The following is a 24,264-nucleotide window of genomic DNA, read 5'->3' on the forward strand; positions in this document are numbered from 1 at the left end:
TCGCAGCCTATTTTAAGCCTTTTATTGTGCAAGCTCTGTAATGCTGTTTGGATAATAGCGAAAATTTGAGTAATTTTGCAGTTCTAAAAACGTTACAAATATGGGATTCTTCAATTTCTTCTCGCGCGAAAAGAAAGAGACTCTTGACAAGGGTCTTGAAAAAACACAACGTGGACTGCTCGACCGTCTTTCACACGCTATAGCCGGAAAATCGACTATAGACGACGAGGTGCTTGACAATCTTGAAGAAGTTTTTGTCACTTCGGATGTCGGTGTCGACACTACTCTGCGTATAATCGACCGTATACAGAAACGTGTGGCAAGAGACAAATATGTCGGTTCGTCGGAACTCAACCGCCTGCTCTGTGAAGAGATTGCCGATATGCTTGCCGAGAAGAGTGAAGCTTCCTCGATGGATGATTTTACAGTACCGGCCTCGCATAAACCACATGTGATTATGGTGGTGGGTGTGAACGGTGTCGGCAAGACCACTACAATCGGCAAGATGGCCGCTCAGTTTAAAAAGGCCGGAAACAAGGTTGTCCTTGGCGCTGCCGATACATTCCGTGCTGCCGCTATCGAGCAGCTTGAAGAGTGGGGCCGACGGGCTGATGTCCCTGTCGTGAAGCAGAAACTTGGCGCTGATCCGGCATCGGTGGCTTTCGATACGCTTCAGAGTGCGATTGCCAACAATGCTGATGTAGTCATTATTGACACCGCAGGCCGTCTGCATAATAAAAAAGGACTCATGGACGAGCTTACGAAAGTCAAAAACGTGATGCAGAAACTTGTCCCTGAAGCACCCCACGAGGTGTTGCTTGTCCTTGACGGATCGACCGGACAGAACGCATTTGAACAGGCAAAGCAGTTTGTCGCAGCTACTCAGGTAAACGAGCTTGCAATCACAAAACTCGATGGCACGGCCAAGGGAGGAGTGGTAATCGGAATCAGCGACCAGTTCAAGATCCCTGTGAAGTATATCGGACTCGGTGAAGGCATTGAAGACCTTCAGGTGTTCCATAAAAAAGAATTTGTTCAATCACTTTTCGGCGAAAAGTAAAAAAGCATGTCAAAGAAGATTGCAGTCATTACTTTGGGTTGCTCCAAAAATCTTGTAGATTCGGAGCGCCTGATGAGAATGCTTGCTGATGTCGGTTATGAAGTTGCCGATGCTGCTTCAGATGAATTTATCGGTAGCGACGGCGAAAAAATAGTTGTTATTAATACTTGTGGGTTCATTGGCGACGCAAAAGAGGAGTCGGTAAATGAAATCCTTGCATGGTGTGAGGCTAAAAATGAAGGAGAGATTGATGCTCTCTATGTCATGGGCTGCCTTTCGCAACGTTATGCCGATGAGCTTCCGGCTGAAATCCCGGAGGTCGACCGCTGGTATGGGAAGACCGACTGGACCAATCTGGTTACAGATCTTGTCAACCGTGCGCCCGGCAGTGCGCCATATGACCGTATCATCACCACTCCACGCCATCATGCCTATCTTAAAATTGCGGAAGGGTGTAACCGTTTCTGCTCGTTTTGCGCCATTCCTCTCATAACAGGTCATTATAAGTCGCGTCCTGTCGAGGAAATTGTCGATGAAGTCAGGATGCTTGTGGGCAGAGGTGTCAAGGAATTCAATGTCATCGCTCAGGACCTGACTAACTATGGCAAGGATTTATACGGTCAAGTTGAGATAGCCCGTCTGGTTGATGAAATCGCCAAGGTTGATGGAGTGGAATGGATACGTCTGCACTATGCCTACCCGAAAGATTTTCCGATGGAGCTGCTTGATGTTATGGCTCGCCATAGCAACGTATGCAAGTATCTTGACATAGCCTTGCAGCATATTTCCGACAATGTCCTTGAAAATATGCGCCGTCATATCACAGGAAAGGAAACGCGTGAATTGCTGGCCGAGATTCGTCGTCGTGTCCCCGGAATACATATCCGCACTACTCTGATGGTCGGATTTCCCGGAGAAGGAGAAAAGGAATTCGAGGAACTTGTCGAATTTGTCCGTGAACAGCGTTTCGAAAGAATGGGTGCTTTTGCTTACTGCGAGGAGGAAGACACTTATGGTGCGAAGACTTTTTCCGATGATATTCCTGACGAAGTGAAACAGGACCGTCTTTCGCGTCTGATGGCCGAGCAGGAGGAAATATCGCTCTCGATTCAGGAGTCAAAGATTGGAATGGAGATGAAGGTCGTGATTGATCGTGAAGAAGATGAATTCTATGTCGGACGTACCCAATTTGATTCGCCCGAGGTCGATCCTGAGGTTCTTATCCATAAGACAGCCCCATTGAAAAAGGGAGAGTTCTACAATGTCAGGATTCTTTCTGCACTTCCGTTCGAGCTTATGGCAGAGCCGATTACTGATAACGAAACGACATTCAATTAACCGACATGAAAATTGACGAACTGACAAGGGAGGCGGTGTCTGCATGTTTGAGCCGTAGAATCCCTTTTGTTCTTTATGCCCTTCCCGGTGATGACCGGCTGGCGTTTTACGCATCGCCTGTGGGCGAGACAGGAATGTCGCCGGCATTTGTCGATGATTCGACCGATTGTTTCTTCATAAACTTTTTTGATAATGATGAGGCTTATACATCCGGAGTGAAGTTTTCGCTTGATGCCGGGACGCTGGTTCAGCTGTGCAAGGCCAAGGATTTCAAGCAGCCTCTTGCTGAGATACGTCCGCGTGTGTCGCCAACGTTTCGGGCAAGTTATCATGAAGCGTTTTCACGCATAATCCCGCGTCTGAAGGCGGAGGGAGGGAAGACTGTATTGTCGCGTCACCGCACGATCTTCACAAAACGGTCGCCCATCGATATGGTCATTGATTATTTCGGCCTGACGGATTCGACGTTCCGCTACTTGTCATATACACCTGAGACCGGTGTCTGGTTCGGGTCAACTCCTGAGCTTCTGCTTGAAAGTGATGCCGAAAGCCGAGAGGTCAGGACAATGGCTCTCGCCGGCACTCGGCCTACCGATGACAGCGAGCCGTGGGATGAAAAGAATCTCTACGAACAGTCAATCGTTACCGATTTCATCGCTGAGACTTTGAAAAAAGAAGGCCTTGACGTGGCAATAGACGATTTGTCAGAGAGACGTTTCCTTAATATAAAGCATTTGTGCACGGAAATCACTGCGCGTGGCGACATTGATGTCATCGATCTGATGCAGGAACTTAGCCCGACTCCGGCAGTTGCAGGCTATCCTCGCGATGAAGCTCTTGAGGAAATCAGCCGCTACGAGACTCATCGCAGGAATTGCTACGGAGGTTATGTCGGGGTCAGGATTAATGGCAATTATCATGCTTACGTAAACCTTCGCTGTTGTTTCATGGCCCCTGCCGTCTTTGTGCTTGACGGACAAATTTCGGGATGGCTATGTAATCTTTATGCCGGAGGTGGAATTGTGGCCGATTCGATAGAAGAGGATGAGTGGAATGAAACGAACGCGAAAACCGAAGTGCTTGCCACTGTTCTCTCGGGTCGAGATGGCTCGTCGGCTGTTGAGGGAATGATGCTGAATTCAGGTAGCATAGAAATGCTTGACGCTCCGATGGCATTCTGAAACAACTGCCGCAAATAAACAAGTCTTTGCACAATCAACCAATCAAGGATTGCAATGAAAAAAGGATCTCCAGTCATTATAATAATTGTAGCTGTGGCTATAGTGGCCATAATGTCGCTGCTCCCTCTGTCAGAGTGGAGTGGAGGTCGTATTAAGGATTTCAGTCTCGTCAGCGACATAATGAAAGAGGTCGGGATAATGGAAGGTGCGCCGTCCTACGAGACAACCGAGGACATTGACCCGGCTCTTATTCAGGCTCAGACCGAAAATGAACCTATCGACATTTCTCATGATAAAGGTGAGCCGATTGATACGATTATTTCTCCTGTGAAACCCTCAAGAGTAGGTGAACTTGTCAAGATTGAGGATTACACGACTCTCGGAGTAGGTATGTCCAATTTCAAGGCGGCTCTCGGAGAGGGTGGTCTTGCGCGTGTCGCCGTTGTTGGCGACAGCTATATCGAAGGTGATATTTTCACTCAGGATCTCAGAGCGCTTCTTCAGGAAGCATATGGAGGCGAGGGGGTAGGATATGTAAATATGCACACAAACTTCCCCGGTTTCCGGCGGTCTGTAAAGCAAAGTGGCGATGGCTGGAAAACTTTCACCGCAAACAAGAAGATCGACAGAGAATATATTGACATCGCCGAACAGTATTCGACTCCTACCGGAACGGCAAAGTCGCTCTATGAAGGAACTTCTGCTTTTCCGCAAACCAAATCGTGGTCTCGTTCCAGATTTCTGTTTATATCTCCCGATGATGTGACAATCAGTGTTAAAACTGATGATTCTGAATGGGAGGAACGCAATATATCAGGTTCGCCGTCCGTTCAATGTCTGGAAGTGGGCGGTCCTGTCTCCAAGTTCGGCATAAAGACTTCCGCCACCTCTCTGATCGGTTTTGGAGTCTGGCTTGACGGCTCGACCGGAGTGAGCGTCGACTGTATGTCATCAAGAGGATTTTCAGGTATAACGCTCACAAAGGTCAACCCGGACCTTTCAAGAGAAATGGCTGAATATATTGACTATGACCTTATCATCCTTGAATTCGGGATAAATGCAATGAGTGCCAAGCAGAAGGACTACAGCATATATTGCTCTCGCATGGTCGATGTGATAAATCATGTCAGGCTGTGTTATCCTGATGCTGATATCCTGCTTATGGGTGTAGGTGACAGAGGAGAGAAAGTCGGGTCGCAGGTGAAATCAATGTCGACAGCTTCGGCTATGATCAGCGCACAGCGCGATGCCGCACGTCGCGCACACTGTCTCTTCTGGGACACCAGAGAGGCAATGGGTGGTGAAAATGCAGTGGTCGAGTGGAGCGGGACAGGATTTATTAATAAAGACTACATCCACCTGACACATAAGGGTGGTGCACGTCTGGCCCGAGAACTTTTTAATGCTATACAATCAGATTTGAAATGACTTCGTATAATAAAATAATATCTGCTTTTACATCACTGGTTTTACCTGCGTTTGTTTATGCACAGACTCCGCTGCCTGATAACAGCGGTGATGAGGCCGCTGAAGACATTCAAAAAGAAATGCGGGAAGATATGGTCGTTATTCCCGACGAGGCTAATGACATTGATATTCCAATTCCGTCATTCATCAAACGTAATGCCAACCACATTATATATAATGGTGCGGACTGGACCGGACTTCGCAAAGCATTTGAACTGAGCAATGAGTCTCCGGTGTCGATTGTGCATATCGGCGACAGCCATGTGCAGGCCGACATTAACACGTCGACAATCAGGGAACTTCTGCAATATGATTTCGGAAATGCAGGTCGTGGGCTTGTTTCGCCGTTGAAAATATGTGGGACAAATCAGCCTACCGATTATGTGTTTCAAAGCAGCAATTCATGGAAGACTGTGAAATTGATGAACACATCATGGATGCAGACCGTAGGCTTTACAGGAACTTCCATCCGTCCTGCAAGTTCTACAAGTGAACTTACAATCGGGACAAAGGATACTGACGATTATAATCCGTTTTCATCGACGACCATTTTCCATAATGGAAAACTATCCATCAAGGAAGTGACGGATGCCGATGGCAATAAGCTGGATTTCAGGGCTATTCCATCGCGTGACTATACTCAGATTGTTTTGTCGTCGCTTGCGACTAAAATTAATGTTAAATTTGCATCAGCCGGTGACCTTACGCTCTATGGGGCGTCTCTCTCCGGCGAACGTCCGGGGGTGTTCTATCACTCTATCGGAAATAATGGTGCTACGTTCGATTCTTATAACCGAATCGGGTCTGTCGGATTGGGGATAAATCCGCTGCATCCAAATCTTGTCATCATTTCTTTGGGTACAAATGAGGCATTCGGCCGTCAGGATATTGCCCGTTTCAAACGTTCGATAGATTTACTTGTCAGCAATGTGCGTCAGGCTAATCCTGATGCGTTGATTTTGTTGACCACCCCGATGGAATGCCACCGCAGTGTGGTCACAAAAAAGAAGGTACGTGTCAGGAGAAAAGGGCGAAAAGGTTATCGCACGGTGACACGCACCAACAAAACATATGCGGTCAACATGAACATTGCCCCTCTCAGAAAGGCCATACTTGACTATGGAAAGGCTAATGGGGTGGCTGTCTATGACTGGTATGATGTTGCTGGTGGTAGCGGCGCAAGTACTTCATGGATTAACTCCGATTTGTTTGCCAAGGACAGAGTGCATCATACCCATAAGGGCTATAACCTTGAGGGACGTCTGATTTATGATGCAATCATGGATGCTCTCAGAAGCCAGAATTGAAAGTGACGGATCGAGATTCATCGTTTAATTTATATTAAAAACTTTAACACCCTCTTGGAAATTGGAAGCATTAGCTGAATTCTTTTTCGGGCTTGCGGCCAAAGCCACAACAATGCTTGAAGCTGTAAATATCGACATTGATAGACTGGTGGACGTGTTGCGGTATGACCCGCATCAGCCTTTGATGTTCAACACGGGACTATTTATGCTTCTCTTCGTGGCCTTCATGATTTTGTTTTGGATTGTGAAGGGAGTCCGTGTTTTGAAGATGGCATTGGTCATTCTTTTTTCGATATATTTCTATTATAAGTCATCGGGAATCTGTTGTCTGATTCTTCTGGGTGTGTGCGTCAGTGACTATGTGCTTGGTCTGCTCATGGAACAGGCTGATAAGCGCGGCTTCCTTTCGGCTAAAAAACTGATTGTAGGTGTAAATGTCGTGGTCAATGTCGGAATGCTTGCTTATTTTAAATATTTCCATCTCATTCTCGACACGCTTTCTAATTTCTTTACAATCAATGGCGGTTTTGAGTCACTCCTGCTGCCGGCCGGTATCTCGTTTTTCACTTTCCGCTCCATAAGCTACATCGTCGACCTTTACCGTGGCCAGCTAAGTGCATGCCATAGTCTTTTCGACTATGTGTTTTTTCTCACATTTTTCCCGCCTTTGCTTGCAGGCCCGGTTGTGAGGGCTAAGGACTTTCTTCCGCAGATTAAAGGCAATCCGATTGTGACACGGGCGATGACGTCGGAGGGTGTCTATCTTATCATGACCGGCCTTGTGAAAAAGGTTGTGATTGCCGATTTTATCAGTGGAAATTTCGTCGACCGCGTGTTTGATAATCCGGCTCTCTACAGCGGATTTGAAAACATGATGGCCACTTTGGGCTTTACCGTCCAGCTTTATTGTGATTTCTCCGGCTACAGTGATATGGCGATCGGCATTGCACTGTTGATAGGCTATCGCTTCCTCGAAAATTTCAATGCTCCGTTTAAAGCCCAGAACCCTACGGAGTTCTGGCATCGCTGGCATATATCGCTTTCAACATGGCTGCGCGATTACCTTTATATCCCATTGGGAGGAAACCGGTGTTCGCGTTCGCGCATGTATTTCAATCAGTTTGCGACAATGGTGATAGGAGGCTTGTGGCATGGTGCTTCATGGATGTATGTGATTTGGGGAGCGCTTCATGGAGGTCTCTTGGTTATCCATAAATTCTTACGCAGGGTTTTTCCGTTGACAGTCTCACGCACAGTGGTCACTGAGGCCGGTGAAGTAGTCGTTGTGGATTCCGGCTTGTCATCTTCTCCTTGGATCAAGGGATTCAACATGATTCTTACTTTTGTGATTATTTCGGTGACTTTCATGTTTTTCCGTGCCCCTTCGCTCGAAGATGTCGGTATGATGTGGCATCAGATTCTGTTTGATTTCCATCTGTCGGTGGCTCCCCAGTTTGTGGCAGGCTATCTCAACATTGTCTTACTGATAGCCGGAGCTTACCTGATTCACATCACACCATCCCGGTTGACCAATAGGCCGAGAGTGCTGTTCGAGAATGCACCTGTCATTGTTCAGGCTGTAATTCTTGCCATAGTGATTCTCGTTGTGATTCAGGTACGTCAGAGCGATATTGTCCCATTCATATACCTGCAATATTGATACTTTGATGAGGAGAGAGGCTTGTCGCCGTATTGTGATATTTATGGTTGTAATGCCCCTGTCCTGTATGTGTGGCGGCAAGTGCCGGAAATAATGTTTTAGGGGAGGAGTGGTATTTTAGTGATTTTTTTTGAACGTACTTTAAAAAAAATCGTTAACTTTGGGTTGAAATAATTTAAACACTTAAAAATGCAATTACCATGCTAAGACCCGAAGATCTTGAACTCCTGAAAAACAAAGGAATAAGCGAAGCCGAAGTCGAATCACAGCTTCAGCGCTTCGTGACAGGATTCCCTTACCTTAAAATCAATGATGCCGCCCGAGTGGGAGCAGGCATATTCCGTCTTGATGACGAAGAAATCGATGCAGCTCTCGAGCGTTGGAGTGAATACCTCGAACATGGAGGAGAAGTCTGCAAGTTTGTCCCTGCATCCGGTGCGGCTTCCCGAATGTTTAAAGCGTTGTTTGAATATGTCGACGGTGGAACTGATGAGCTTAAAGAAGGCAGTCCGGTTGCAAAACTGATTGCCGATATTGATAAGCTTCCGTTCTTGCCGGAACTTCGTGAGACAGTGAGCCGACTTTATAATAAATCTCTTGATGAGCTCCTTGCTGAAGGCCGTAACCGGGACATCATTGCTGCCATAGTAAACCCCGAGGGCATGAACTACGGAGGCCTTCCAAAAGGTTTGTTGAAATTCCATACCTATCCTGAAGGTTCTCGCACCCCGATTGAGGAGCATCTGACCGAAGGAGCACAGACCGCTGCCAACTCAAAGGGTATTGTCAACCTTCATTTCACGGTTTCTGCAAATCATCGCAAACTATTTGAAGAGAAACTTGCCGAAGTGATTCCTGCGACTGAGGAACGTACCGGTGTGAAATTCAATGTGACAATGAGCGAGCAGAAGCCGTCGACTGACACAATTGCTGTGAACCCCGACAATACTCCTTTCATGGAGAATGGCCAGTTGCTTTTCCGTCCCGGAGGTCATGGCGCGTTGATTCAGAATCTCAACGATATGGAGTCGGCTGTGGTTTTCATCAAGAATATTGACAATGTAGTGCCTGATTCAAAGCGCGGAGATACAATTCGCTTTAAGGAGGTGCTCGGCGGACTTCTGCTTCAGGTTCATGACCAGATTGAAGAAGACCTTCTTGCCATTGATGAAAAGATTTATACCAAGGAGGATATCAAGCGCATGCTCGACTATCTCAACAACGTGTTGAACGTGCGTGACGCCAAGCTTGAAAGCATGGACGACGACAGCGTCGTAGCCTATATCCGCGAGAAGCTTGACAGGCCTTTGCGTGTATGTGGCATGGTGAAGAATGAAGGTGAGCCCGGCGGCGGCCCGTTCATTGCCTACAATACTGACGGATCTACTTCTCCGCAGATTCTTGAGAGCAATCAGGTTGATCCCAACAATGAAGAATATCAGAAGATGATGGCATCTGCCACTCATTTCAATCCGGTCGATCTCGTATGCTATATAAAGGACATACATGGAAAGAAGTTCAATCTGCCCGAATATGTCGATCCTGCGACCGGTTTCATCTCGTCGAAGTCAAGTCATGGAAAGGAACTTCGGGCTATGGAGCTTCCCGGGCTTTGGAACGGAGCGATGAGCGACTGGAATACCGTATTTGTTGAAGTGCCGATTTCGACCTTTAATCCTGTCAAGACAGTCAACGATCTTCTTCGTCCCGCACACCAGCAGTAAAACGGAGCTGTTTTTGACCGGATCTGACAGGAATCCGCAGCTGCTCCACTGAGTATATCGATATGAAATAGGTTTAAATGGTATCTGTCGTCTTTTTAGACTTCTGAAGAGGTGACAGATACTTTTTTATGGCCATCATAAACACAAAGAACCTTTTTCATGTGTTATACTATCATAATTTATTATGTAATGAAACGTCGTCACGATGAGTAAGAGAGATGAAATAAAGAAAATATGGACAGAATGCTTCAAGGATTCGCGTGAATATGTCGATATGTTTTTCGATAATGTGTACCGCGATGATGAGGCTATGCTTCTGACCGATCAGTCAGGTGCGGCTGTCAGCAGTCTGTTGCTTCAGCGCTATACCATGTCATTTCACGGGGCCGAAGCGCCTGTGAGCTATATTGCCGGCGCTGCTACACGGCGTTCTAAACGCGGTCAGGGTTACATGTCAAGCCTGATGATTGAGGCTTTGCGCGAATCGGCTGGCAGAGGGGATATGTTATGCTCTCTGATTCCGGCTGATGAGGCTCTCTTCTTTTTTTATCGCAGATATGGATTCTCCACGGTGTTTTATACGAAGGAGCAACGATTCACGGCATTCCACTCGTTTCCTGTCAAGGGGGACTACCACCATGTGGAAAACGATGCGAGCGATGAGGTCTGGTGTGCGTTTGACAGGTTTCAGCGTCGCAGGCAGTGCTACGTTTTGCATTCCAGACGCGACTTCTACAATATATTGTCCGATTTGAAATCAGACAACGGCAATTTCGTTGTCATGGCTCGTGATGATGAGGACCGTGGCAGTGAAATTGTGTCGATGGCATGGGCTGTCAGGCGTGACGATATTCTGCTTGTGACAGATGTGATGGGCGAGGATTCCGATGCCCGTTGCGGTGCGCTCAGGCAGTTGCGGTGTCTTAACGGAGACATGCCGGTATTGCTTTACGGTCATCCCGACGATTCAATGGGTGGTCGTTTGATGCCACGTGGAATGGGTCGTTTCGTCAACGTCGGGAAGGCTCTTGAGATTATAGCGGCCTCCGACCCTAAATTCAGAACTTGTATCAAAGTGACCGATGAGCTCCTCCCCGAGTATAATTCCCATACATTTATTGTCGCTGACGGGCGTTGTGAGATTGACGATTCTTACAGCGGGAAACTCGATTTCGATGTCACGGTCGATGTCTTTGCCGACATTGTCTTCAGTTCTTCAGCCATTGGTTCGATAATCCGCTTCCCGTCCGTAAGGCCTATGATAAGTCTCATGCTTGACTGATGATGTCCTGACCAAATTAGCTCTAAATAAATTAAAATATGATTATTAATTCTGCACGTTTCGTAATATCAAATGCCGTAGTTGGGAAATGTCCTAAAGATTCGCGTCATGAATACGCATTCATCGGACGAAGCAATGTCGGCAAGTCATCGTTGATAAATATGCTTACCGGCAACAAGGGTCTTGCAAAGACATCGTCAACTCCGGGTAAGACTCTGCTCATAAACCATTTTCTCATCAATGACCAGTGGTATATTGTTGACCTTCCCGGTTATGGCTTTGCCTTGCGTGGAAAGTCTCAGCGCGAGGCTCTGGAGAAGATGATAAAAGGCTATATCCTTAACCGGAAGGAAATGACAAATCTGTTTGTTCTCATTGACTCACGGCATAAGCCTATGAAAATAGATTTGGAGTTTTTTGACTGGCTTGGTGAAAACGGTGTCCCGTTTTCGATAGTGTTTACCAAGCTTGACAAAATGGGGTCGCAGGCCGGTAAACGCAATGTAGAGGAGTACTGTAAGATACTTCTTGAGACGTGGGAAGAGCTTCCGCCTGTTTTCCTGACATCAAGTGAGACCCGTCGCGGTCGTGAAGAACTGCTCGATTATATAGAGCAACTCAACAAGCTTCCTATTGAGTAGGCACACCGTGTGTTCGAACCCTTTAAGCTTCCATGATGTTATAAAGTAAAAGCTATTTATTTAACAATTTGGAATTATGGAAAAAAACAGTAAAAAGGGTGTAGACAAATACCCCGGTGTAGAAACCAATGTGGCTGATGACAACAAAGTCGATGCCGCTAAAGTAAAAGAGGAAGTCAAGGAACTTAATAACAATCCTCGAAATAATGATGTTGAGATGCCTTGATGTCTCACCATCCATCTTCATCTAAGATTAATTTGGTTAGAAAACAAAACCTACAGCCGTCGATTGTTTCAATCAGTCAGCGGCTGTGGTTGTGTAATATCGCTTGCAGAAGTTTTTAGCTAAATATAACATCCCGGTAAATATTATGGTGTTGTCGTATTTAGGATTATTTATTAATTTTGTAGGTTGAGAAACCAAAAAGATTCAATTGTGTCTACATCGATGAACCGCTTCTTTGCCACAATACTTCTGTCGTCGGTCATTTGTCCTGCATCCGTGTATGCCTCACAGCTTATATGGGATGGGGGAAATAGGACTGTTATCAGCATAGTCCCTTCAAATACTACAGGCTTGGCTGAAATCTGTGTGGCCTATGGCATGGAGGGGAGGAGCGTGTCTTTTCCGGCTTCGTCTGCTGCGGATGTGAAGTGGTATCGTTATTCGAATCTTGGTGCGGGTTTTGCTGAAGAAATTTCCGGAGCTGTATTCACCGACGGACTGTCGACATTGACCACGGTTGAAGGCGACATGGGTTATGTGGTTGAGACCGGCGGTAGGCAATACTGTTTCTGGGTGGTTGATTATTTGCGCCATCCATTCTCTGTGACATCGATTACGGAATCATCCGAGCGCGATTGTGACTTTACCCGGCTTGATGTCGACGGGACCGGGGCGGAAATTCCCTATTATGGGGTCAATGGCCGTCGTTTTATTCTTGACAGAGAGATTTCACTGGCATACAGGACTCTTGTGCCTGATGTCGAAAATATGACTTTCATCGAGACAAGGCGAGAGGTTTCATTGGAGTCTCTTGACAATCCGTTACGCGTGGAGGGTGTGTTTTGTCCGACAGATTTTGTGATTACAGGTGATCGGTTTTTACGAGAGTGGAACGATGCAGTCGAATATACGTCGCCTGTCATTCAGCCATATTCTGTAAGTGCGATAACATCTGCTGCCCAGACCGAGCGTGAGAATGACAATGAAGTGAATCCCGGTTCGGGGGATGCTTCTTTCGGAGGTTCCGCACCCTGTGAAGTCTCTTTTGAGGCTGCTGTTACAGACGGCGCTCTTTTCAGAGAATGGCAGTTGTCGAGGTTCGAGGATTTCGATGTCATTAATCTGAGTTTTCAGGATTTGAAGTTTGACTACACGTTTACAGAAGAGGGTACGACATACGTACGGTTTATATGTGCCAATTCTGACGGCTCGTGTGAGCATCACAGTGACATATATACTGTATCTGTCGGAGCATCATCTTTGAAATGTCCCAATGCCTTTTCGCCGAACGGTGATGGTATAAACGACGAGTGGAAAGTGAGCTATTCTGGCATAATCAGCTTCGAATGCACTATTTTTGACCGTTATGGCCATAAGATGATTTCATTTTCCGATCCATCGCAGGGCTGGGACGGAAAACATAATGGTAAGAATGTGCCATCAGGTGCTTACTATTATGTAATCAAGGCCCGCGGTGCAGACGGAAAGGACTATAAGTTGTCGGGCGATATAAATATTGTGAATTATAGTAAATAAGTTCACCTGAATGAAAAAACACATTTAACTTATTTAAAATTACAGACAATGAACAACTATCATAAATCATTTATCGGTTCGGTTGCAGTTCTTGCCGCTTTGGCATTTTTTGCTCCTGCAGAGGATTTGCAGGCTTTGACTCCTGCAGAGGAAGCGCCTGACGTGGAGAATGCTCAGAATTATTCTGAAGTCATCAATCCGCGCATCCCTAAAACTATTAAATTTGCCGGACAAAAAGTCGATCTTGACAAGACTGACAGATGGGAGCGTCTCGACCGTGAACTGACGGCGATGGCCTATACGCATGGCAACACACTTTTGGCCATAAAGCGGGCAAACCGTTATTTCCCTGTGCTTGCGCCTATTCTGAAGAAAAATGGAATTCCGTCCGATCTGATATATCTCGCTGTGATTGAAAGCACCTTGAATCCACGCGCGCTTTCTCCTGCAAAGGCTGGAGGTCTGTGGCAGTTCATGCCTTCGACGGCAAAAGAATATGGGCTGGAGGTCAATGAATATGTTGACGAACGCTATGATCCGGTCAAAGCGACTGAAGCTGCCTGTAATTATCTTAAAAAGAGTTATGCAAAATATGGCAACTGGGAGTCAGTGGCTGCAAGCTATAACGGAGGTGTGGCCCGCATTACAAATGAACTCGCTGCCCAACAGGTAGATACAGCCTATGACCTTTATCTGGCTGATGAGACCATGCGATATATGTTCAGGCTGCTTGCCATGAAGTTGATTATGGAAAATCCGCAGGATTATGGTTTCAGGATTTCAGCCGATCAGCTTTATCAGCCTCTTGAGTATAAAACGGTCGAAGTCAGCGGTCCGGTTGAAGATTGGCCTGCATGGGCCAAGGCACAAGGCATCGACTATATGACACTCCGTGACAACAATCCGTGGATACGGGCGAAATCGCTGCCTAACAAGACAGGCAAGACATATACAGTAAAGATTCCGACAAAAGATTCCATGTCGCGTGCGCGACAGAAAAAGTCGGTCTACAACCAAGCTTGGGTGACAGACTGACAGAAATGTCCGATTAAAGAGCAATGATAACCCCTGAGAATAATCCTACTAACAAAATTATCAGGCCATTGAGCAAACTCAGTGTGCAAGGCGCGAGGGTTCACAATCTGAAGAATATAGATGTGGATATTCCTCACAACACGCTTACCGTAATTACCGGCTTGAGTGGAAGTGGCAAATCATCACTTGCCTTCGACACCATATTTGCCGAGGGGCAGCGGCGCTACATAGAGACATTTTCGGCATATGCGCGAAATATGCTTGGAAATCTCGAACGGCCGGATGTCGATAACATCACCGGGCTCAGCCCGGTGATTGCAATTGAGCAGAAAACTGTCAACAAAAATCCACGAAGCACCATAGGGACGACAACCGAGGTCTACGATTTCCTTCGTCTGCTCTATGCAAGGGCCGGTCAGGCGGTAAGCTACGTGACCGGTGAGCCTATGGTCAAATATACACGTGAACAGATTGTCAATCTGATTCTCACCCGTTTCTCGGGGCGCAAAGTATATATTCTTGCTCCATTGGTCAAAAACAGAAAAGGACATTATAAGGAACTGTTTGAACAACTGCGCAAAAAAGGCTTTCTCACTGTACGTGTCGATGGCGAGCTCCGTGATCTCACTCTCAATATGATGGTTGACAGATATAAGAATCATGATATTGAGCTGGTGATCGACCGCCTGAAGGTGTCGGATAAAGATATTACCCGGCTTGATGCTACCGTGCAGGATGCCTTGCGTCAGGGCGACAAGCAGGTGATGGTCTATGATGTCGATGCTGATAAGGTGACGTATTTTTCTCAGGCATTGATGGATGCGGCGAGCGGAATATCATACCGTGAACCTGCGCCACATAATTTTTCGTTCAATTCTCCGCTTGGCGCTTGTCCGTGTTGCAAGGGACTTGGCTATGTCAATATAGTGGATAGGGGTAAAATCATCCCCAATCCATCGCTGTCGATTCATGAGGGAGCGATAGTACCGTTAGGGAAATATCGCAATGCCATGGTGTTCTGGCAGATTGATGCAATCTGTAAAAAATATGGGTGCACGATAAAGACTCCTGTGGCCAATCTGCCTGAAGAAGCTATGGGAGAGATACTCAATGGCACATCCGAACGCCTTGTGATTGAGAATGACACTATGGCTACCTATAACTATTTCCAGACCTATGACGGTCTTGTGAAATACATAGAAATGCAACAAGCCGATGAGGCTTCGGCTTCGGCGAAAAAATGGAGTGAAGGCTTTTTCTCGCGGGGCGTGTGTCCTGAATGCAATGGCGACAGGCTCAACCGTGAAGCGCTTCATTTTTTTGTGGACGGAAAGAATATCGCTGAATTATGCCGGCTTGACATCTCGGATCTCTACGAGTGGTCGAAAGATGTTGAGAGCAGGTTGTCGCCTACGCATGCCGTAATTGCCCATGAGATTATGAAAGAAATCCGTAGCCGTCTGAAATTCTTGATTGATGTCGGACTTGACTATCTTCAGTTGAACAGGGCGTCGGCTACTCTTTCGGGAGGCGAAAGCCAGCGTATCAGGCTTGCGACACAGCTTGGCAGTCAGCTCGTGAATGTGCTGTATATCCTCGATGAGCCTTCAATCGGACTTCATCAGCGTGACAACCGCCGTCTGATAGATTCGCTCAAACAGTTGCGCGATGCCTCAAACTCGATTCTTGTTGTCGAGCATGACAAGGATATTATGCTTGATGCCGACCATATAATAGACATCGGTCCGAAGGCAGGGCGTAAAGGCGGGGAAGTGGTGTTCAGTGGCACTCCTGAGGAAATGCTTGCGACAGACACACTTACGGCTCGCTATCTCAACGGGAAAGATGTCATTCCATGGCAATCGACTCCACGCAATGGAAGCGGAAAGAAACTCGTGTTGCGTGGGGCGAAAGGGAATAATCTGCGGGATGTGACACTTACTCTTTCGCTTGGACGACTTATCTGTGTCTCCGGAGTGTCGGGCAGTGGCAAGTCTTCGCTTGTCAACGGAACGTTGCAGCCGATACTGAGCCAGAAATTTTATCGTTCACACACTGCTCCGCTCCCTTACGACACGATTGAAGGACTTGAAAATATTGACAAGGTTGTCACGGTTGACCAATCGCCACTTGGTAAATCTCCACGCTCTAATCCGGCGACATATACAGGCGTTTTCACTGCTATCCGTGACTTGTATGCTTCACTCTCTGAGGCAAAAATCAGAGGCTATCGACCGGGACGATTTTCATTCAATGTGGCCGGTGGACGATGTGAGACCTGCATGGGCAATGGCTATAAGACTATCGAGATGAACTTCCTGCCCGACGTGCTTGTCCCCTGTGAGACTTGTGGCGGAAAACGGTATAACCGTGAGACACTTGAGGTCCGCTTTAAAGGGAAATCGATTGCCGATGTGCTTGACATGACCATAAATCAGGCTGTGGAGTTCTTTAGTGGAATTCCGTCCATTATAAATAAAATAAAGGTGCTTCAGGATATCGGTCTCGGATATATCAAGCTTGGCCAGCCTTCGTCAACACTTTCCGGCGGAGAGAACCAGAGAGTCAAACTGGCGACTGAGCTTTCGCGACGCGACACGGGCAAGACGCTTTTCATCCTTGACGAACCCACAACCGGGTTGCATTTCGATGATATTCGGGTTTTGCTTAACGTGCTTAACCGTCTGGTCGACAAGGGCAATACTGTGCTTGTGATTGAGCACAATCTTGATGTGGTGTGTTCAGCCGACCATATTATAGACATGGGCCCGGGAGGTGGTAAGAACGGAGGTTATATAATTGCAACCGGCACACCGCTCCAGATTGCAAAGTCTGATTCTCCGACAGCATCGTTTGTCCGTGAGACTCTTCAACAGCAGGGCGTCGATGTCAGTTTGCGCCAGTAAAACCTCGGGACATGGTATGATTCAAAAAATGAAGTTCAAAATATAGGCCGGAAGTAATGATTAATATCATGATTTCCGGCCTGTGTTTTGAACTATGGTAAATGCGGTGGCGTTTAATAATTGTAAAAACGAAACAAAAATTATTAAACGTGAGGCATTACTTCATTTCAATACTGTATATACTTATATTACCTTTTGCATTGGATGCCGGAAACTTGGAGAGTGACGTCCGTGCATCAGACGTGATATCACCTGACGCATGTGAGTCGGTGAATCAGGACTCGCGATTTCATTTCGCTCTACGCAGCAACGGATTGCTTGATATTGCTTTAATTCCGAACGTGACGTTTGAATTTGGCCGTGGCCGATATAGCGGAAGCGCCACGTGGGCTGCTGCGTGGTGGGGTGGCCGCAATAAATGTTGGCGCATGTATGGCGGAGAAGCCGAATGGCGTTGCTATTTTGGGAAGGCTTCCGGATGTCAGACGTTTGCCGGACATCACGCCGGTGTATTTGTCGGATTGTTTACCTATGATATAAAGCTTGGCGAAGTCGGGCGGCAGTGTCCTGATGTTGCGGCAAGCTGGGGAGTGAGCTATGGCTATTCCTTTCCGATAGCCCGTCAGCTGAATCTTGATTTGAATATTGGTTTAGGTTTCATCCATTCCCACTATACGCGTTATCGCTACATGTGTGACCAGCATATCTGTGACGGCAACCGCAAGTTGCATTATTTCGGACTAGTAAAGGCCGAGGTGTCTATTGTGTGGATTCTTGGTAAATAAAGCCGTCAGAGTCATTGACATTGGTGGCGGTCGTGTTGTGGATGTTTTGACTATGTCTTTTTGTCGGCTATATTATTTAATGTGGTTTGCGTGAAACATGGTTTTAACATCCTCTTAATGTGGTTTGTGTCAATGGCTAAAGTTTTGAGCCATTGTTGCGGCGAGATGCTTTTTACATATAGTTTTTGTGGTTCGGTCGAATTAAGCTTGAATTTTAGATAGGAATTTATTAAATTTGCATGTTAAAACAAGCTCAGAACTCATGAAAACAACAAGCAAATTAATAGCTTTTTCTCTTGCGACTCTTCTTGCCTCATGCTCAGGAGGCAACAAATGGCATCTTGACGGCAAGATTTCAGGACTTGGCAACGATGATGTCGTGGTGCTTGAAGGCAATAATCAAGGATATTGGTATCCAATGGATACGTTGAAAATCTCATCTGACGGCTCGTATTCCTATAGCCGTGAGGCTCAGGGATATCCGGATATTTATCGTCTGAGGGTAGGTGAGAAGTCTGTATATTTCCCCATTGACAGCATCGAATCTGTCACTCTCTCGGCCGAAGCTCCCGATATTGATTCACATTATACACTGGCCGGTTCGCCTCAGGCTGAAAATCTTGTCAGGGTTGACAGTATGCTTCTTGCTGTGGCTGCCAGAAACGGAGCTGCTGCAGTCAGCACTGATGCTGAACTTAAGCGTGAACTCGGCAAAATGATTATTGCAGATCCTGCCGGAATCGTCACCTATTATATAATAAACAAGAGCATCGCCGGAAAACCTTTGTTTAATCCTGCCGAGAAGTCGGATTTGCGTATTATCGGAGCTGTGGCCAATGCTTTTAATGAGCGTCGTCCGGAAGATCCCCGTTCGGGTTATCTTCGTCGGCTCTATCTCGGCAATCGTCCGAGAACCTCTCAGTCTGCGAGTGGAGAAGCCCCTGTCGCTAATGAGGTGCGTGCTTTTGACATCAGACTGTTTGATAATACAGGCAAGGAGCATTCTCTGCTCGAAGAAACTTCGAAGGGTAAGGTTGTGCTTCTGAACTTTACAGCCTATACCGCTGATGAGTCGCCTGCGTTCAATGTCGCACTCAACAAGATATATGAGAAGTATCATTCGCAGGGACTTGAAATTTTTCAGGTGGCTTTCGATGAAGATGAATATGCGTGGAAACAGACAGCCAAGAATCTGCCGTGGATTACAGTGCTGAATGGTCCGACTGATGGCGACAAGGCGTTGCGTGACTATAATGTCGGCTCGCTTCCGGCGATATTCATTTTTGACAGGAATGGCGATGTTGTCGAACGAGTGACTGATATCACAAAACTTGATTCTGCTGTCAGCCGTAGACTTTGAAAATTTACGGATTGCAATTTTGTAAATAATCTCTCCTCAGACTAAAATTAAGGTAACGATTTTCTGACACTAAAGCCACTGAGTTGAAAACATTCTACAGGATTCTTCGTTTCGTCCTTGTGTGTGTGCTTGTGCTACCGTTGGCAGTACCTTTAATCCTCTATGTCCTTTTATCGTTGCCTTCAGTACAGAACAGTATTGCACAACGTGCCGAACATGAGCTTTCTGCTCTGCTCGGCACTGACGTGCATTTAGGGGGAGTGTCTGTCGCTCCATTCAACCGTATCGTACTTAGCGATGTTGTCGTCAGGGATCAGTCGGGGGTTGAGGCGCTAAACGTAGGGCATATAGGTGCGGGTATTTCGTTGATGGAGAGTCTGTGGAGTAAACGGCCTTTGATTTCATATGTCGAACTTATCGACATGGATGTCAATCTCTACAAGGACAGCATAGGCGCTCCCTTAAACATTCAGCCGATAATCGACCGTTTTAAATCGGACGGCAATAAGCCTCCGACAGCTTTTGACCTTGCCGTCAATCTGGTGGTTATCCGTCGGAGCTCTCTGAGTTACGATGTCCTTGACACCACTCTTGCCGATTCGACACGGTTTGACAAAAATCATATATCGGTTTCAGATTTCAGAGCCGACATAAGTGCGCCACTGATAGCCAATGACCGTCTGTCGGTCGACGTTAAGCGTCTTGGCGCTGAGGAACGCTCGGGCTTGTCTCTTAAAGATTTCACTGTGTCTGTCATTGCCGATAAGGATGCAATGCAGATAAATGATCTGGTCGTAGAGATGGGCCATTCGCGCATTGCATTTAATAATTTGGCTGTGGCTTCTCCATTCGGGCCTGGCTTTAAACTGCAAGATGCGATGCTGTCGTCTGTCGAGACTCTTCCCGATACATATCTGACACTCTCGGATCTTTCGCCATTTGTCAAGGAATTCAGGGATATAGATGATCGTGTTGGGATTGATTTTGAACTTGACGGCCGTCCCGACAGCTTGGTTATAAGGCATTTCAATCTTGAAGTCGCCGACCGTAATTCCCGGTTGGGGACTCACGGACTTATTGAAAATCTGACTCTTGGAAGTGATTCTGTCCTAATCGACTTGCATCGGTTCAATCTTGTTGCAAATGTGTGGGATGTACTTGGATTCATGGCTTCTCCCTCAGGTAAGCTACATCATCTCTATGAAAAATTGCTTCCGTTGCGTGCGCTTGGCAATATAAATTTGCTTGGCGATGTGACTCTTACCACCCATAGCGTTGATTTCAATGGCGCATTGGGTACGGACTGTGGCAATCTTGATCTGGATTGTGGTATTTATAAAAAAGGAAAAAGTGGTCCTCTCAACATCGATGGCAGGGTGAATTCATCGTCGTTTGATCCTTCGCAATTGCTTCCGGGACTTGCCCCATTGACACGTGTTTCTTTTGAAACTCTTGTTGACCTTGTCATTGGGAAAAAAGGGTTTATCAAGGGAAATGCGGATTTGGCGATTCCTGAAATCGAATGGAATGGCTTTGTTTTCTCGGACATTGCCGCTCAAGCCCGATTTTTTGGCGATAAGATGGAAGGCATGGTGCGATCATCATCCCCGGGGCTTGATTTCGTGGCTACAGGCGGGGCTGACTTCATCGGAGAAAAACCATTGAATGAATTTTATGCAGAGATAAAAAATGTGTCGCTTGCTCCGTTTGTTAAAAACGGTCGCTTTCATGACTATTCAGTGGCCGGTGGTATCGACGTGTCTGTTCAGGGCCGTAATCCTGACACTATGACCGGCTGGGTCAAGATTGAAGATATAAAATTTGCCGGATCAGATGGCAATACACTCGTTGTTCCTTATGTGGAACTCGAAGCCGCCGACAGAGATTCATTAAGACTTATCACGTTGAGAAGTCCTCAGGCCGATGCCGACCTTTCCGGCTGCTTCAGCCTTAAAACACTTGGTAAGGATATCGGCAACATTGTGTCGTCGGTTTATCCATCATTGATAAGATCCGGTGAAGACCACCTGAACCGGATTGATTGCCGTTTGAATCTGACAGTGAAGGAAGATTCGATGCTGTCGCGTTTCTTTAAGTTGCCGGTCGATTTTATCTATCCCGTAAAAGTGAATTCCTATGCCAGTGGCGGCGACAACCCTACTTTGGGATTGTCGGTCGACATGCCTTTCCTGAGAAATAAGAATAAACTTATCGAGGGAAGCAGTCTGTCGCTGCTTATTGACGGGGCTGCGAGGAAAATGGAGTTTTTGGCGCATACTTCTCTGCCGACCAAAGACGGTAAACTCGACTTGAATCTGAAATCTATGGGGCATACCGACTCTATAGCCACCGATATTTCATGGGTCGTGGACCGCGATAAGGAATTCAGAGGCAATTTGAGTTTCGACACTGATTTCCGGCGTGACACAATTGACAATAATCTGTTCACTGATATAGTGATTAACAAGTCGAAAATGGTGTTTAACGATTCGATGTGGACAGTCAATCCTGCACGAATCAACATTGCTCCACATCGGATTGAAGTTGACAACCTGAGCGGAGGCCGTCATGGTCAGTCTCTTTCAATCAATGGCGTTGCTTCGGCCGATTCTACGGAACTGTTGGTGATGAAGCTTCAGAACATTGACCTTGATTATATTTTTGAAAGCCTGAATATTGGCGAAGCTGTTCAGTTTGGAGGATGTGCCACAGGTGATTTCTATGGCCTTATGCTCCTTTCTTCAGAACCGGTGCTTTACACTCCACGCCTGAAGGTCGATGGCTTGAAGTATAATAAATGCGTCATGGGTGATGCGGATATACGTTCATATTGGAATCACGACGAAAAAAGCGTTGTGATAAAGGCTGATATACGTCAGCCGAACTCCGACCTGTCAGTAGTCGACGGATATATCAAGCCGATGACAGAGGAGCTTGATTTCAGATTCACTGCTAAAAATGCTCCGGTCGGGTTCATGGCTCCGTTCATGTCGGCGTTCACTTCGAAAATATCAGGACGAGTCTCGGGCGACGCGCATCTCTATGGCACATTCAAGGATCTTGACCTTAAGGGTGATGTTTTTGCAGACAACCTTTCGGTCAAACTTGATTTCACCAATGCCACATATACGGCGACCGACAGTGTGCACATCGAACCGGGTATAATAAGGTTTAACGACATAAAGCTTACAGACAAAAACAATAAAGAGGCTAACCTGAGCGGTTATGTCAAACATAACTATTTCCATGATGCGTCATTTAAGTTTGACATAACCGGCGCAAAGGATTTTCTTGTCTATGATATAAGTGGCAATCAGACTGAAGACCCTTGGTATGGACGTATTTTCGGTAATGGCCGTGCTCTTGTGAAAGGTGGTCCGGGACATGTGGATATTGATGTCGATATGTCTACTGCTCCGAATTCGAATTTTACATTCGTGCTGAGTGACGCCGAACAGGCAATGGATTATACTTTCATCACTCTGCGAGACCGCGATAAGGCAAAGAAGGATTCTCTGATGATGCTTGATCCGAAGCAGGTGATAATCCGTAAGATGAATGAGCGGATCAGACATGATGAAGAGGGAGTCGCATCGGTCTATTCGCTGACGTTTAAGGTTGGCATAACCCCCGATGCGACCATTACTCTACTTATGGACCCGGCAGGAGGTGACAAGATTACTGCACATGGCAATGGCAATCTACGCATGACATATACGTCTGACGGCGATATGAAGATGTATGGAAACTATACGATTAACAGAGGAAAATACAATTTCACGCTTCAGGACATAATCCTGAAGGACTTCGATATACGTGAAGGAAGTAAGATTTCGTTCCTTGGAGATCCATATGCGGCTCAGCTTGACATCACGGCATCCTATTCGCTCAATGCAAATCTGAGTGAGCTTGACGAATCGTTCCTTGAAGACCGTGAGCTTAACCGAACGAATGTGCGTGTCGATGCGCTCATGTTTGTGAAGGGCGACATCCGTCAGCCTGACATCACGTTTGATCTGGAGTTCCCGAGCCTTTCGCAGGAGATATATCGCAAAGTGCGCTCGATAGTCTCGACAGAGGACATGATGAACCGTCAGATAATATATCTACTTGCGCTTAACAAGTTCTATACTCCCGATTATATGACCGGCACTCATGGCAACGAGCTCGTTTCAGTTGCTTCGTCCACCCTTTCATCGCGTCTCGGCTCGATGCTTGGACAATTGAGCGACAACTGGAGCATAGCTCCGGCCATACGTAGCGACCGTGGTGATTTCTCCAATGTGGAGGTTGATGTCGCGCTGTCGAGCCATCTTCTAAACAATAGGCTTCTGTTGAACGGAAACCTTGGGTATCGTGATAAATCATTGAACAATAATAGTTTCATCGGTGATTTCGACATCCGATACCTGCTCAATCGTTCCGGCTCAATACAGCTTAAGGCATATAATCGTTACAATGATCAGAACTATTATCTGAAGAGTGCTCTTACGACACAAGGCATAGGCATTGTGTTCAAACGTGACTTTGATAATATCTTCTCCTTCCTGCGTCGTAGAAAAAAAACTTCTGAAGATAAGCCAAAGGGTGAAGCAGTGCCGGATTCTGTGAATGACGGTGTGCTTGAGAAGAGAAAACGGATACCGGCCGATAGTATATTTGACGGCAGCGCAGGTCCGGAGTGATTTTTTATTAAAAAATTTGCTTCGGTCATGTAACTAATCGAGGTGATTTTTCGTCTAATATATAATATAGG

The 24,264-nt window shown here is 46.5% G+C and carries 16 protein-coding genes; all 16 read left to right on the top strand.

Going from position 1 to position 24,264, the window contains the following annotated elements; all coding sequences use genetic code 11:
• The first annotated feature begins 100 nt into the window (after positions 1–100).
• The 16 genes from ftsY (at position 101) to QZ311_RS05195 (ending at position 24,193) form a co-directional block, all read left to right on the top strand.
• Entirely contained in the window at positions 101–1,060 is a 960-nt protein-coding gene (gene ftsY / locus QZ311_RS05120; protein ID WP_297064916.1) for a signal recognition particle-docking protein FtsY, read from the top strand.
• A 6-nt stretch (positions 1,061–1,066) separates the two neighbouring features.
• The gene (gene rimO / locus QZ311_RS05125) at positions 1,067–2,398 is read left to right on the top strand and encodes a 30S ribosomal protein S12 methylthiotransferase RimO (RefSeq protein ID WP_297064919.1); all 1,332 of its coding nucleotides are present in this window, start codon (positions 1,067–1,069) and stop codon (positions 2,396–2,398) included.
• A 5-nt stretch (positions 2,399–2,403) separates the two neighbouring features.
• Complete coding sequence (locus tag QZ311_RS05130; RefSeq protein ID WP_297064922.1) at positions 2,404–3,579, top strand: chorismate-binding protein; 1,176 nt, start codon at positions 2,404–2,406, stop codon at positions 3,577–3,579.
• Between the two features lie 54 nt (positions 3,580–3,633).
• On the top strand, positions 3,634–5,007 hold the full coding sequence (locus QZ311_RS05135; RefSeq protein WP_297064925.1) for a hypothetical protein: 1,374 nt from the start codon (positions 3,634–3,636) through the stop codon (positions 5,005–5,007).
• A complete protein-coding gene (locus tag QZ311_RS05140; RefSeq protein ID WP_297064927.1) occupies positions 5,004–6,353 on the top strand; it encodes a GDSL-type esterase/lipase family protein in 1,350 nt (449 codons plus the stop codon). The genes QZ311_RS05135 and QZ311_RS05140 overlap by 4 nt, the downstream gene beginning before the upstream one ends.
• 61 nt (positions 6,354–6,414) lie before the next feature.
• Complete coding sequence (locus tag QZ311_RS05145; protein ID WP_297064932.1) at positions 6,415–8,013, top strand: MBOAT family O-acyltransferase; 1,599 nt, start codon at positions 6,415–6,417, stop codon at positions 8,011–8,013.
• Between the two features lie 200 nt (positions 8,014–8,213).
• Positions 8,214–9,737 carry a DUF4301 family protein gene (locus QZ311_RS05150; RefSeq protein ID WP_297064935.1) on the top strand — a complete coding sequence of 508 codons (1,524 nt, stop codon included), beginning with the start codon at positions 8,214–8,216 and terminating at the stop codon, positions 9,735–9,737.
• A gap of 205 nt (positions 9,738–9,942) precedes the next feature.
• Positions 9,943–11,019 carry a GNAT family N-acetyltransferase gene (locus tag QZ311_RS05155; RefSeq protein WP_297064937.1) on the top strand — a complete coding sequence of 359 codons (1,077 nt, stop codon included), beginning with the start codon at positions 9,943–9,945 and terminating at the stop codon, positions 11,017–11,019.
• Positions 11,020–11,057: 38 nt separating this feature from the next.
• A complete protein-coding gene (gene yihA, locus QZ311_RS05160) occupies positions 11,058–11,660 on the top strand; it encodes a ribosome biogenesis GTP-binding protein YihA/YsxC (protein WP_297064940.1) in 603 nt (200 codons plus the stop codon).
• A 76-nt stretch (positions 11,661–11,736) separates the two neighbouring features.
• Positions 11,737–11,886: a hypothetical protein gene (locus tag QZ311_RS05165; RefSeq protein WP_297064944.1), complete on the top strand. Its 150-nt coding sequence runs from the start codon at positions 11,737–11,739 to the stop codon at positions 11,884–11,886.
• A gap of 222 nt (positions 11,887–12,108) precedes the next feature.
• The gene (locus QZ311_RS05170) at positions 12,109–13,422 is read left to right on the top strand and encodes a gliding motility-associated C-terminal domain-containing protein (protein ID WP_297064947.1); all 1,314 of its coding nucleotides are present in this window, start codon (positions 12,109–12,111) and stop codon (positions 13,420–13,422) included.
• Between the two features lie 48 nt (positions 13,423–13,470).
• Positions 13,471–14,457, top strand: a complete 987-nt coding sequence (locus tag QZ311_RS05175) for a lytic transglycosylase domain-containing protein (RefSeq protein ID WP_297064952.1) — start codon at positions 13,471–13,473, stop codon at positions 14,455–14,457.
• Between the two features lie 23 nt (positions 14,458–14,480).
• Positions 14,481–17,363, top strand: coding sequence for an excinuclease ABC subunit UvrA (uvrA, locus tag QZ311_RS05180; protein WP_297064956.1), 2,883 nt, complete (start codon positions 14,481–14,483; stop codon positions 17,361–17,363).
• Positions 17,364–17,605: 242 nt separating this feature from the next.
• Positions 17,606–18,148, top strand: coding sequence for a DUF3575 domain-containing protein (locus QZ311_RS05185; protein ID WP_297064958.1), 543 nt, complete (start codon positions 17,606–17,608; stop codon positions 18,146–18,148).
• 262 nt (positions 18,149–18,410) lie between these two features.
• Complete coding sequence (locus QZ311_RS05190; RefSeq protein WP_297064961.1) at positions 18,411–19,508, top strand: TlpA disulfide reductase family protein; 1,098 nt, start codon at positions 18,411–18,413, stop codon at positions 19,506–19,508.
• Positions 19,509–19,591: 83 nt separating this feature from the next.
• Positions 19,592–24,193, top strand: coding sequence for a translocation/assembly module TamB domain-containing protein (locus QZ311_RS05195; protein WP_297064964.1), 4,602 nt, complete (start codon positions 19,592–19,594; stop codon positions 24,191–24,193).
• Positions 24,194–24,264 lie beyond the last annotated feature (71 nt).

Origin of the sequence: uncultured Duncaniella sp., from assembly GCF_910578445.1 — a bacterium.
Lineage (GTDB): Bacteria > Bacteroidota > Bacteroidia > Bacteroidales > Muribaculaceae > Duncaniella.